General features: G+C 64.8%; 11 protein-coding genes. 3 read left to right on the top strand and 8 right to left on the bottom strand.

The annotated features are described in order from the left end of the window. Positions 1-11 precede the first annotated feature (11 nt). The 7 genes from SKP52_RS05810 to SKP52_RS05780 form a co-directional block, all read right to left on the bottom strand. The gene (locus SKP52_RS05810) at positions 12-1,436 is read right to left on the bottom strand and encodes a serine hydrolase domain-containing protein (RefSeq protein ID WP_081997221.1); all 1,425 of its coding nucleotides are present in this window, start codon (positions 1,434-1,436) and stop codon (positions 12-14) included. 4 nt (positions 1,437-1,440) lie between these two features. Beyond that, entirely contained in the window at positions 1,441-3,069 is a 1,629-nt protein-coding gene (locus tag SKP52_RS05805) for an N-acyl-D-amino-acid deacylase family protein (RefSeq protein WP_228383839.1), read from the bottom strand. Between the two features lie 40 nt (positions 3,070-3,109). Continuing rightward, positions 3,110-4,189 carry an alpha/beta fold hydrolase gene (locus SKP52_RS05800; RefSeq protein WP_052207887.1) on the bottom strand — a complete coding sequence of 360 codons (1,080 nt, stop codon included), beginning with the start codon at positions 4,187-4,189 and terminating at the stop codon, positions 3,110-3,112. Next, positions 4,186-5,343, bottom strand: coding sequence for a YkvI family membrane protein (locus SKP52_RS05795; RefSeq protein WP_039572743.1), 1,158 nt, complete (start codon positions 5,341-5,343; stop codon positions 4,186-4,188). The genes SKP52_RS05800 and SKP52_RS05795 overlap by 4 nt, the downstream gene beginning before the upstream one ends. Further along, the gene (locus SKP52_RS05790) at positions 5,340-6,386 is read right to left on the bottom strand and encodes a DUF1611 domain-containing protein (RefSeq protein WP_228383838.1); all 1,047 of its coding nucleotides are present in this window, start codon (positions 6,384-6,386) and stop codon (positions 5,340-5,342) included. Before SKP52_RS05790 ends, SKP52_RS05795 begins: the two co-directional genes overlap by 4 nt. Positions 6,387-6,565: 179 nt before the next feature. Then, complete coding sequence (locus SKP52_RS05785) at positions 6,566-8,539, bottom strand: serine hydrolase domain-containing protein (RefSeq protein WP_039579990.1); 1,974 nt, start codon at positions 8,537-8,539, stop codon at positions 6,566-6,568. Between the two features lie 218 nt (positions 8,540-8,757). Further along, the gene (locus tag SKP52_RS05780) at positions 8,758-9,423 is read right to left on the bottom strand and encodes a helix-turn-helix domain-containing protein (protein ID WP_039572741.1); all 666 of its coding nucleotides are present in this window, start codon (positions 9,421-9,423) and stop codon (positions 8,758-8,760) included. Positions 9,424-9,606: 183 nt separating this feature from the next. On the opposite strand from SKP52_RS05780, the gene SKP52_RS05775 reads away from it, so the two are divergent. After that, entirely contained in the window at positions 9,607-10,362 is a 756-nt protein-coding gene (locus SKP52_RS05775) for an AraC family transcriptional regulator (protein ID WP_052207883.1), read from the top strand. A gap of 30 nt (positions 10,363-10,392) precedes the next feature. Here SKP52_RS05775 and SKP52_RS05770 read toward each other — a convergent pair whose 3' ends face one another. Beyond that, positions 10,393-11,277 (bottom strand): metallophosphoesterase, encoded by an 885-nt coding sequence (locus tag SKP52_RS05770; protein ID WP_160292367.1) that lies wholly within the window; start codon positions 11,275-11,277, stop codon positions 10,393-10,395. Between the two features lie 129 nt (positions 11,278-11,406). Here SKP52_RS05770 and SKP52_RS05765 point away from each other — a divergent pair, with 129 nt between their 5' ends. Next, a complete protein-coding gene (locus tag SKP52_RS05765; protein WP_052207881.1) occupies positions 11,407-11,970 on the top strand; it encodes an RNA polymerase sigma factor in 564 nt (187 codons plus the stop codon). Next, the gene (locus SKP52_RS05760; protein WP_052207879.1) at positions 11,967-12,878 is read left to right on the top strand and encodes a FecR family protein; all 912 of its coding nucleotides are present in this window, start codon (positions 11,967-11,969) and stop codon (positions 12,876-12,878) included. Before SKP52_RS05765 ends, SKP52_RS05760 begins: the two co-directional genes overlap by 4 nt. Positions 12,879-12,957 lie beyond the last annotated feature (79 nt).

Genomic DNA, 12,957 nt, shown 5'->3' with positions numbered 1-12,957 from the left:
CTTGGGTCTGTTCAGGGCGCGAGCGCCGCCGCGATCTGCGAGAGATATTTGTTCCAGTCGAATGTGTGCCCCTCGGGAGTCCAGCCGAGACGGACGATGACGGCATCCTGCGACGGGATCGCCGCGACGATCTGGAAGCTGTGCCCGCGCGCCATGACGGTATCGGTCGGCAGGTCGGGGTAGAGCTTGCGGCGCTCGCCCTCGGCTTCGGCATGGTTCAGCCAGAGCTGCGCGCCATAGAAGGGACGCAGCGCGGCCTTGGTCGGCGTCACCGCAAAATCGAGCCATTCCTTTGAGAGCAATTGCTTGCCGCCGACCTTGCCCTTGTTGAGGTGCAGCAACCCATAGCGCGCCCAGTCGCGCGCGGTGGCATAGGCATAGGAGCTGCCGACCTGCACCCCCGTCTCGTCGGGCTCGATCAGCGCGCTGGTCATGCCCGTGGGCTCGAACAGGCGCTTCTGGGCAAAGCGCGTCATGCCCTCCAGCGTCCCGCCGGTCGCCTGAAACACGATGCGAGAGAGGATGTTTGTCGTGCCCGACGAATAGCTCCAATTCGTGCCCGGCGCGTCCTTCAGCGGCTTGGCCGCCGCCATCGCCGCCATGTCACCCGCCTCGAACAGCATTTTGATCGAATCATTGCCGGGGACATAGCTTTCGCTGAACGTCAGGCCGCTCGACATGGTGAGTAGCTGGCGCAGTGTGATCTTGGACCGCGGATCGCCCTCGCCTTGCCACTCGGGAACCGGCGCGGGGTCGTCGAGCTTGAGCACGCCGTCGTCGACCAGCAGGCCGACGAGCGTCCCCATGATGCTCTTCGACGCCGACCAGCCGAGCAGTTCGGTATTTTGATCGAACCCCGGCGCATAATGTTCGGCAACGATCGCCCCGCCCTGCACGACGACGATCGCGCGCGTGTCGGGATAGCCGCCCTTATTCTGTTCGTCGAAGGCGGCAATCACCGCCTTGTCGAGCGCCGCGCGGTCGAGCTTTGCCTCGGCGGCGGCGGCCAGCTTGGGCACCGGGGCATCGCCGATCGGCCAGGGCTTCGCTGCATTCCCGCGCGTCGGCTTGAGCTTGGCCGCCTGCGCGTCGAGCGCGGCGGTCGAAACATCGCCGGTCAGCAATGTACAACCCGCCACGGGCCGGAACAGCGCGGTACGCGTCGCGGCGCCCGGCGCCGATGCGGTGACCGTCCGCGCCTTGCGGTCGACCGCCAGCGTCACCGCCGTCGTGAACGGCGCGAACGCGTGGATGTCGTCGCGCAGCACATCGGCCTCGGCGCGCTCTGCCACGAAGATGCTGGCGCACGCAATTTGCGCGGAAACGGCGGTGCCGAGGTCTTCGGGCGTCGAAATCGCCGGGGCGGCGGCGAAAGACGGCGCGGAGGCGACGAACGCCAGAGCGGTGAGACCAAGGCTGGAAATATAGCGCACCATGTCCTCAGACGCCGCAGCTGTGGCGCAGCACCGCGCCCGCCTTGGCGCCGGTATGCTTGCCGTTCGCGATGGTGACGACACCGTTGACGATGACGGTCTCGATCCCCGTCGGCGACGCGGTGGGCTTGTCCCAGCTTGCCACATCGTCGAGCTTGTCCAGGTCGAACACCACCATGTCGGCGCGCATCCCGTCGCGGATCAGCCCGCGGTCGGTCAGCCCCATGCGCTGCGCCGGCCAGCCCGTCATCTTGCGCACCGCATCCTCGAGCGACAGGACCGGGCGGCGCTTCACATATTCGGCAATGATGCGCGGGAAGGTGCCATAAGCGCGCGGATGCGGCAGGCCGAGTGCGTCCATCTCGCCCGCCTTTTCGGAGGCCGCGGCGTCGCTGCCGATGCTGACCCACGGCTGCTTGATCGCGGTTTCGATGTCCTGCTCGCTCATCATGAAATAGAGCGCGACCGAGCGGTTGGGCAGACCTTCGAGCAAGATGTCCCACGCCACATCGGCCGGGTCGCGGTTCAGCACCTTGCCGATCTCGGCGAGGCTCTTGCCGTGATAGGGCCGGTATTTGTCGCTGAAGCCATTAGCGAGCCGGACATTGGCGAAGCCGCCGGAGGCGTGAACAAGGTTCGACCAGCCGGGCATCGAGCCCGCGGCGACTTCCTTCTTCATCCGCTCGCGCACCTTGGGATCGCGCAGCCGCTCGATCCCCTTCTCGACGCCGTCGGCCCACACCCAGCTGGGTGCGATGATCTCGAGCCCCGTGCCGCCCGCGGTATAGGGATAGAGGTCCGCCGCGACGTCGACGCCGCGCGCGCGCGCCGCGTTGATCGTTGCGACCGCCTGCGGCATCAGCTTGCCCCAGCCCGGGGCGTAGGCGGCTTTCAGGTGAAAAATCTCGACCTTCACCCCGCCCTTTTCGCCGATCTCGATCGCTTCCTCGATCGCCTGGACCAAGCCTTCGCTCTCGTCGCGCATGTGCGTCGCGTAAAAGCCGTCGCACTGCGCCGCGACCTTTGCCAGCGTGACGAGGTCGGACGTCGTCTGGAAGCTGCTCGGCGGATAGATCAGCGCGCTGGAGATGCCGAACGCGCCATTTTCCATGGCGATCTTCACCTCGCGGCCCATCGCCTCAAGCTGAGCGGGCGTCGGCGATCCCGCGCCGTCGCCCATCACCTTCACGCGCGCCTGCGTCGCCGAATAGTAAGTGCCGTAATTGACCGAGATGCCCTGCTGTTCCAGCGTTTTGAAATGGGCTGGGATTTCCGTGGCGGCCGCGGGGGGGCCGCCTTCACCCGCGATGACGGTCGTTACGCCCATCAGCAGCTTGTTCTCGGCCGCGCCATTCTTCACCAGCACGCGCCCCGACTGATCCATCATGTCGATGAAGCCGGGCGAGACATAGCGGCCCTTCGCATCGATTTCCTTGGCGCCGCGCCCCGCAACGCGTCCGATCCGCACGACCCGGCCGTCCTTGACCGCGACGTCGGCGCTGACCCACGGGTTGCCCGCGCCATCGAGCACGCGGCCGCCGCGGACCACAATGTCATATTCGGGCGCCGGGGTGTTCGCAGCGAGCAGCAGCGGCAGCATCGACATCGCACCCAAAAGGATCTTACGCTTCATCATTCCATCTCCTTGCCGTCAGCCCGAGCAGACGGTTTTGCTTTCATTTCCTTGCCGTAGCCTGCGTGTCGGCGCGCACTTCGTCCACGACCTCGCGAACCGCGGCGATCACGACTTCGGGGCGATCGACCTGGATATAATGGGTCGCGTCGGGCACGATCTGCTGACGCCCGCGCGTTGAAAACGCCGCCTGTTCGCTATGGAGCGCCTTCCATTCCTGCTTGAAGCGCGCGCCCGCTTCGGGCTTCAAGTCCAAGGCCTTCAGCTGTTCGGGCTTCATCGGCGCCATTGCGGTGAGCACGATCAGCGGCCGGTTTCCGAAACTGCGGACCGCGCGCGCTTGATCCATCGTGCGGTCGAAGCCATCGAGTTCGGAGGCCGAACCCCGTATCGACGTGCTGGCATAGGCGGCCGCCTTGACCAGCGCATCGCCGAGCCGCTTGGTTTCGGCCGCGGTCCGCAGCTTCGGCTTGTCGCCCTGTGCGATCACGAAGCGGACGATGCCGGTCCACGCCAAAGCCTTTGCCGTGTGGATCAGCGTCGACGCGCGCCTGGGATGAACGTCGATGCTCACCACTTTGCCGAGCCGCGCGATCTGGTCGGGGTGGGACGGATCGACCATCACCAGCCCGGCCACCTGCTCGCCATATTTGCCCACATAAGTGCGCGTGTAGGGGCCGCCGATCGAGTGGCCGACAAGCACCAGTCGATCCGATATTCCGGACCCCTTCAAAAGCCTGTGCAGATCCTCGGCCACCGCCGCGGCATCCTGCGGACTATCCTTGGCGTCGCTCCACATGATGCCAGCGCGGTCATAGGCGCAGGTGCGCGTGAAACCGGCAATCTCGTCATGAACCAGCGTCCAGTCGGTCGTACCGCCCGTGCCGAGGCCCGATTCCAAAATGACGGTCGGCGATCCGGTGCCGCGGCAATCGATGTGCATCTTGCGCCCGCCGATATCGACGAGCTTTCCGGGGGGCGGGTATTTCGCCTGCGCGTTCTTGCGGCCGAGCGCCTCATAGATCGCGCCCACGACGACGAGCAGCAATAACAGCGCGAGCAGACCCAGCAAGATACGCTTCACCCAGCGCCGAACCCGCGCCCAGCCAGTTGCTTTCGTCACGTCATATTCCCCTGCACGGCGGGTTGAAGCTGTTGTTTCCGACTGCGAACCAGCCGGTACAGGCCGACCGTCAGCAATGGCACGACATAGACGGCGAGAAAGACCCACGAGAGAAAGCGATAGCCGCTGGCGATCAGCGTCACGAGACCGAAGCGGTCGGCGAGGAACATGCAGCCGATGAGCAGCGCCGCCGCGATACCCGCCCGCGCGCGTTTGCCAAGCGGCGCCCCGCCGCGCGACCGGCGCGCGGCGTCGACGCGCTCGTTGATCGCGTGGACCGAACCGGCACCGCTTTCGAGCAATGCAGCGAAGATCATGAACTGGAAAAGCAGGTGGAACAGCGGCATGTCGAGTTGCCGCAGCATGAAATCCGACGGCAAAGTCTGATCCGTGATGCCGGGATAGAAGGCGATCATCGCGACAAAGAAGAGGATGGCGGGCGCCATCGCGAGCGGCCCGGCGATCAGCCCCGAGACGACCGCGTCGCGCTGGCTCGTCAGGTGGCGGATCACCGGCAGGATCACGACCGCGCCGATGACATTATAGCCGGTATAGGTCAGCCCGCCGAGAATCCAGCCATCGGACGGCGCCGGAATGGCGAAACGTGCCGCGATCTCATCACCGAAACTGCTCAGCGCAAAGACCATGAATAGCGCGTAGACGCCGTAGAGCAGGAAGGAGACATATTTGAACAATCCCTCGACCGACGCATTGCCGAAAGTCACGAACAGCGCGATCGAGGCCGCGAGCAATGCGGTGCCCGCGAGCGGCGGCCAGCCGAAGATCGACGCGCCGATTTCGCCCGCCGCGGCGCCGAACACAGCGAGCACCAGCGTCACGAGCAGAACATAAGCGACCTCGAACAATATCCAGCCGCGACCAAGAAGTCCTTCAAAAAAGCTGCGATAATTGAACGCGCCCATGACCCGCGCGAGCGAGAAAGTCGCGGCGCAGATGATGCTCCACAGCAGCATCGCGAGCAGCATGGCGGCCAATCCGCCCCACGGCCCGCTCGGCAGGAAAAATTCCGCGAGTTCGCGCCCGGTGGCATAGCCGCCACCGATCACGACGGCCTTGAAGGCGAACCCCGGCAACAGGAAACGCTGGAACCAGGAGGATCCGGTCGCCGCTGCCGGGGTGGCCGCTGCGCTCATGCGAGGCAGCTATCCACCAGGCGGGCAAAGGCGTCGCCGCCGCGGATCGGGTCGGCGACCGGCAGGCCTAGCCGTTCGCTATCGGCCGCCATCAGCGCGATTGCCTCATCCTCCGCCATATGCGCCGTGTTGTAGGAGACGCCCGCGCAGCGGATCGCCGGATTGGTCCGCGCGCCGAGGCGCAGGTTGAGATCGATCGTTTCCTCGATGCTCGGCAAGAGGTAGCCCGGCGAACCCAAAATCTCTTCGCGGCCAGGCTCGTGACACACGACGATCACGTCGGGCTGGCTTCCGTGGAGCAAGCCCAGCGATACCGCGGCATAGGCGGGATGATAAAGCGACCCCTGTCCTTCGACGACATCCCAGTGATCGTCGGCCGCGTCAGGGCTCACCGTTTCCGCCGCACCCGCCTCGAAATCGGAGACCACCGCGTCCATCGGCACGCCGCCGCCGGCGATCATGATGCCCGTCTGCCCCGTCGCGCGGAAATCGGCGTCGACGCCGCGCGCGGTGAAAGCGCGTGCGAGGGCGAGCGCCGTATATTTCTTGCCGAGTGCGCAGTCGGTTCCGACAGTAAGCAGCCGCTTGCCGCTCCGCTTGCGTCCCGTACCGACGGGCAGGCCAGCGGGCGGGTGGCGCACGTCGATCAGCTGGCGGCCGAGGCGCTCAGCCCGTGCGGCGAGTTCGGGCATCTCGGCCAGCCGCATGTGCATGCCGCTGACGATATCGAGCCCCGCATCGAGCGCCTCGAACAGCGCGGGCATCCAGCTTTCAGGAATGACGCCGCCGCTGTTCGCGACGCCGATGAGCATCGAACGCGCGCCCCGCGCCCGCGCCTCGGCCGGCGCCAGCTGCTCCAGCCCCACGCTGACGGTGGCGCCGGGCAGCGCATATTCGCCGACGCATTTCTCGGGCGCCCAGTCGCGAAGGCCAAAGGCGGTTTTCGCATAGCCGCGTATCGTCGTGTCGCCGAGGAACAGCAGATAGGGTTGCGGCAATTGCAAGGCACCGGCCGCGACGTCGAGGGAAGTTTGAATGTTCACATGTCTCACCAAATTCGGAAGTGACACGGAATCGGCCGGTTACACGACATCGATCCTGCAATCACTCCTGTTGACCTGTTTGGGACATTATTTTCAAAATTTGATAATTGCAATATGATTGGAGAAGTTTTCTTTGCCGACAGGCGGGACGGTTATGCAAGACGTCCCGCCTACGCGGGTCAGAAGCGGGTCCCGAAGCCGATCAGGTGGAAGCCTGCGCCGATCCAGAGGAGCACCACCGCGCTGATCAGCAAGACGATGCTCCAGAATTTGGCGAAGCGGCCGCGTTTGCCGGTCCAGACGTGCCGGATATTCCAGATCGCGCTGGCAAGCAGGCCGAGAAATATGATCGGCGTTACGATCTGGAGCGTGACCAGCGCCCAATCGAGTTCGCCGCTCAGCGACGAGAAATCGCGGACCAGCGTCGACACGAACAGGATCCACCCGAGCATCACGGCGACGGCGAGCGCCGCAAAGCCGCGCGTCAGCCGGTAGCTTTTGAGCGCGGCGGGCGCGAGGTCGGCTTTCACGCCGTAGCGGCGACGGGCGAGCGCCGCGGCGGGCCAGGCAATCGCTGTCAGTAAAAGCGCGCCGAGGCTGGCGAGCATCGCCGGCGTCAGCCAGGCGGTCGACAGATACCAGGGCACGCGATCGAATGCGATATAGGGCGACGCCGAATCGACGCTGAAACGCACGACGCGGCCATTTTCGACCCTGGCAGCGAGGCGCATCTTGCCGCCGGCTTCGCGCCAGACGAACGGGGCGATTTCGACCCATTTGCGCGGCTGACCGCCGATACCCTGCACCGCGTTCAGCCGGATGCCACCGTCGCTATCCAAGAAGACTTTCGTCTGCCCGGCCAGTTCCATCGCTTTCAGAAAGCTCGTTTCGAGCCGACGGGTCTTGTTGTAGGTGCCGACCATCATGCGCGCATGTTCGCGCGCGGTTGCGGCATCGACGCGGCCGTCCCGCTGCGCAAACGGGAAATAGCGATCGGCGAAGGCTTCGAACAGATAGGCACGGATCGGCCCCGATACATTCTGCGTCCCCGCGGCGTTCATCGACATATAGATGCCGACCTTCTCCTCGGGAAATATCCAGAGCTGGCTGTGGAAATTGAGGCTGTCGCCCGCATGCGACAGCGCCCTGCGGCCGTTGATATTTTGCTCATAAAAGCCGAGCGCCATGCCGTTGAGCGGTGGGACCAGCCGCAGGACCGTGTCGTGCATTTGCGCCGCGGTGGCGGGTTTCAATAGCGGCCCGCCCTTGTCGAGATGTGCGATCATAAAGCGTGCCATGTCGGCGCCCGACGCGGCCATCGCGCCCGACGGCGTGAGACTGCTGAGTTCGAACGGCCCAGGCTTTCCCGATCCCAGCATATAGCCGTTCGCCATCAAGGGCTGCAGCCGCGCGGGAAGCGGCTGGCGAAAAGTCGATCGCGTCATGCCTGCAGGCGCGAAGATGTGGCGCTCGACATAGTCATTGTACGAGAGCCCCGATACACGCTCGACGATATAACCCGCCAGTGAGGTGCCGTAGTTCGAATAGGCCGGCGTCGTTCCCGGTGCATAGATGCGGTAGGGCACCTGACGCTTCAGCGCGTCGCCGAGCGAAGGGATTTTCTTCGGGTCATAGCTGTTGAGCCCACGCTGCACTTCGTCGAAGCCGCCGGTATGCGTCATCAAATTGCGCATCGTGATCGGCTTGCCAGCGAAGGCCGGAATCCTGAAATCGAGATAGGCGTTGATGTCGCGGTCGAGATCGATCTTGCCCTGCTCGACAAGCTGCATCACCGCGGTCCAGGTAATCAGTTTCGATACCGAGGCCTGCTTGAAAACTGTGGTTTCGGGGTCGACCGGCCGCCGCGCGCCGACATCGGCGTAACCGAAGCCGCGCTGCGTCAGCACTTTGCCGTCCTTGACGACCACCACGACCGCCCCCGCCGCGTCCCCGCGCTTCAGGGCATAGGGCATATAGCCGTCGAGCCAGGCATCGATGTCGCTTTTGGTCATCGCGGGGGTGGGTAACGGGCTTGGGGCCAGCGCATCCACCGGTTTGGGCGTCGTTCGCGCGGCGGTCGGGTTCACCGATGGCGCCATGACCCCGACCATCATCGCCGCAGCCAGCATTGCGCGAGACCATGTAAACCGCATTCGCCCCTCCTCTTTCGACGTAGCCATTTGCCCGCCTTATCGCAGAAATTTCACTTTTTGAAATATTTTCAATTCTGGATATAGGCATCCGGAACGGAAATTTGTCAATGGCGGACGCGGCCGTGCCGTCGCGGCGCGGCGCCGCGACAAATTTCAGAACGACGGATTTTTCCGAAGCGGCAGCGACAGCCGATTACCGGGAGCGCGGCACCAAAGGATTATTCGGTTTCGACCGGGTGAAGCACCGACTTCAGATCGGCATCGGTTGCCGAGCAAACCGACAGGATACGGCATGGTCCATCGCCCACCGCGACATAGCCGTGCCCCATCGACGCGTCGAAATAGGCCGAATCGCCGGTCTTCAGGCGCGATGGCGCATACATGTCGGTGTGAAATTCGCATTCGCCTTCGAGGACGAGGACATATTCCTCCCCCGAGTGGCGCATCAGGTCGCCGAAATCGTCGATCGAGCGCACCTTGATGTCGATGATCATCGGATTGAGCGTCTTGTTGAGCAGGTCCGCCGACGGGTAGGTGTAATTATAGGTCGCCGTCTTGATCGAAGGCCCCTCGCCGGCGGGGGTGATGCTGCGCCGGCCGGTGGCGGTATGCGTGGCGGCGGGAACCGACGTCGCCGCCGCGAACAACTGCGTGATGTCGATGTCGAGCCCCTGGCTGAGCCTGAGCAGCTTTTCATAGCTGAGCGACATCTTGCCTGTTTCAATCTTCGACAAAGTTGAAACCGGAATGCGCGTGCGCTCGCTGACCTCGGCAAGCGTCCATCCCTTTTCCGTCCGCAATTCCCTCAGGAATATTCCCGGATTACCGTCGATGGCGGTCCGCCGATCGCTTCCGGTGGGACTGGGTTGGCGGGTTGCCGGCATTTGCATCCTTTCAAACGATTTTCTCATCTAGCATATATTTGCGCATTTATCGCATCAATCAAGCCGGACCGCATCATGGGTTGAGACAATCGGCAAAGAAAATCTGCGTATCGGATAGGACCAAGATGATTGCACATATGGCATGACGCCGCCACTGATGCCCCGATTCGCTGGGATGACAGGATGACCAACAAGCTATCCATTCGCATTTCTCCGGAGTTCACGAGCTTCGTCGGTCGCGGCCCCTGCGACCCCGCGGTTTTGCCGCCCGACGCGCTCATCTTCGGCTTTGGCGATATTGGCGAGCCCGCGGTCTCGATGCTTCTTCCCGAAGATGTCGTGGGCCCGGCCGACGATCATCTGGTTGTATTCGCGATCAGCCGCGCCGCGTGCGATCGCCTGTTCGCCCTCCGCCCCAAGGCGGATGGTCGCTGGTACCTCCCCGCCAATCTTCGCGGACTCGGCCGCGCCGTGGTCGCGGTCGAGGGCGAGAGCGAAGTCGACGACATGCTCCGCAGCGCGCGCAGCCAGGAATTGCTCTGCCAGCTTTTCGCCGAACTCGCCGCCGACCGCATGGTCGAAGTGGGCGGCAGCACGTCGCTGAGCGAACTCGACATCACGCGCGTCGCGGCAGCGCACCAGCTGGTCAACGAGAAGTGGCAGGAAAAGCTGACGGTCGGAAATGTCGCCCGCCGCTGCGGCCTCAGCAAAGCCAAGCTGACGCGGGGCTTTCGCGAACTCTATCAATGCAGCGTCGCCGAGGCGGTGAGCGAACGGCGGCTGCAACGCGCGCGTCAGTTGCTCGCGCAAAGCGACCTGCCGATATCGAGCATCGGCTATAATTGCGGCTATATGAGCAACGCCAGCTTTACGCGGGCTTTTGCGCGCCGCTTTGGCATGGCGCCGACCAAGATGCGCGGCCGCGAAGCCACGGCCTGACGCTCTCCGGACTCCGCCACCCGACTTCGATCAGCGGAGCATCAGGGTCAGGTCGCGCTGGCGGCCTGTTCCGTCGACAATCACGCGATCGGGAAAGACGTCGAGGCGCGCATAGGATGTTTCGCCGGTGTCGAGCATCGCCGCCAGATTGACGTAGTGCACCCCCGCACGGACACCGTAATTGCCTTCATGATTATGGCCGTCGAGCCAGATTTTTGCCGAGGGATGGCGCTCGATCAGCGTCATCACCGCGGGCGCGTTCCACAGATTGTGCGGGTTTTCGGGCCAGAGCGGGAAATGGCTGAATAGCATGACCTTCAGCCCGCGCCGGTCGGCCTTGGTCAACTCCGCGTCGATCCAGCGCATCTGCATGTCGCCGATGGCGCCGTTCCACAGCGGCTTGTCGGGATAGAGCGCCGCATGCGCATCCATGCTGCGCCGATGTTCGGCGCTGCCCGCCGGCCACGCATAGCTGCTGAGGTCGTTGCCGTCGGTGACGATGAACATCCAGTCGTGGCGGACGAAGCTGTAATAGCGCGCCTTCATGCCAAGCTTCGCGGGGACGCGCGACTTATATGCGTCGTCGACCGAAAATTCATGATTGCCGAGCGCGAAGTGCCAGCGGTGCTTGAGCCGCTTCGCCACCGGCAGAAGCGTGTCGTAGCTCGCCCAGTCGCGGTCGATGAAATCGCCGAGGTGGACGACGAAATCGAGCCGCTGGCGATTGAAGTCGTCGATGGCGGCGGCGAGCTTGCCGGGCGCGGTGCGGTAACGGCGCTCGCCATTGTCGTCGGCGTCGGCATATTGCACGTCGGCGATCGCACCAATGCTGAACAGCGGCTCTTCCGGGACGGAGGGCGGCGGCGCGCTCGCGCCGAGCGTTACCAGCGCAGCCAGGACAATGAAAAATCGCATCGGCAACTCCAAGCGAGCGGGAAAGATGCGAGCGCGCCTAGTCAGGCTCCATGTCATTGTCATGTCAGCTTCATAGAGGCGGCCTAGCGGAGCAGACGATTCGGGGCCCATCCCCGCCGAGGACCGACAATGACGATGCCAGTGCGGCCACCGGGCCGTTCTTTTGACGGGACGGTGATGCTGGCCGCGCGGCCGTCGGCGCATGAGGAGGTCGTGCTGCACGACGCGCTTCGGCGCTTCGTCGACGGCCAGTTGCGCGACCGGAGCGACAGTGAGGATATCGTCCAGGAAACCTATGTCCGGCTCTATAGCTATCGTCGCACCCGGCCGGTCGCGAATGTCGGCGCCTTCTGTTTTGCCGTCGCGCGCAACCTCGTGTTCGACCTTCTGCGCCGCCGCCAAACGCGGTCGGCGGTCGAGCTGTCCGACGATATCGCGTGCCCGCAGCCGCGCGCCGACGAAATCCTCGACTATCGTCAGCGCGTCGACATCCTCGTCCGCGCGCTGGGCGCGATGCCGCCGCTGCGGCGCGAAGTCTTCCTGCGCCGGCGGCTCGACGGCGTGCCCGCCGCGGTGATCGCCGCCGATCTCGACCTCAGCATCGCCGCGATCGAAAAACATTGCAGCCGCGCGCTTGCCGGCCTCCGCGCCGCGCTCGAACGGCGCGGCCTTCCCGCCGGAGCAGGCGCATGACCGCTCGCAGCACCCTGATCGACGCGGCGCGCTGGGCGCTGCACGACGGCGACGGACCCGCGAAGCCGCCGCCGCGCGCGGCCGATATCCAGGCGACGCTGGACGACCCCGCGCTGGCGGAAGCGCTCGAACGCTCCGCGGCGATCGGCCGGCTTTCCGACGGCGATATCCGCGCGACGCGCGCGCGCCGCCGTGGCGGCGTGATGCTCGGCCTCGCGCTGCTCGTGTCAGCGAGTGGCATCGGCGGCTGGTTCGCCCTCGATCCCGCGCCGGTCGTCGGGCGCTACGAAACCGCGCGCGGCGAGCAGCGCGACGTGCGGCTCGCCGACGGCTCGACGCTGCATCTCAACGGCGCCACGCGCGTCGATGTGCGACTGGACGGCGACCGCCGCTTCGCGACGCTTGGGTACGGCGAGGCCTATTTCGACGTCGCGCACGACGCCGACCGGCCGTTCGCGGTTCGCGCCGGCGCCTCCGAGATCCGCGTGCTCGGTACGGCTTTCGACGTCGAGATGGCGCGCGGCGAGGTCAAACTGGCGGTCTATCGCGGCAAGGTCCGGTTCGGAGGAGCGGGGGCCGGGGGAGGCGTCGACGTGCCTGCGGGATGGCGCTCGCGCTTCGGCAATGGCACGGCTGCCGCGCCCAAGCGGTTTGACGCGACGCGCGAGGATTGGCGCCGCGGCTGGCTCGACACCGACGATTTGCGGCTGACCGAGTTGATCGACGCGCTCAACCGTCGCGATGGGCCGATCATCATGGACCCGCCGCGCGCGATCGCCAATCTCAAGCTGTCGGGACGCTTTCGGACCGACAATCCGCGCGTTTTGCTCAGTGCAATCGGCAATGCCTATGGCTTCGATCTCGTCGTCGAAGGCAACAAGCTGAGGCTGGTCGCCACCGCGGAATAAGTCACGAAATTGCCATCATATTGACGCTGCACCGCAACAAAATTCTTTTGTCCAGATTGCTGTCCGGCCCCGTCTTCCG

The organism is Sphingopyxis fribergensis, assembly GCF_000803645.1.
GTDB classification, from domain to species: Bacteria; Pseudomonadota; Alphaproteobacteria; order Sphingomonadales; family Sphingomonadaceae; genus Sphingopyxis; species Sphingopyxis fribergensis.
The sequence above is the reverse complement of the archived record's forward strand: the minus strand, read 5'-3'. Positions and strand labels throughout refer to the sequence as shown.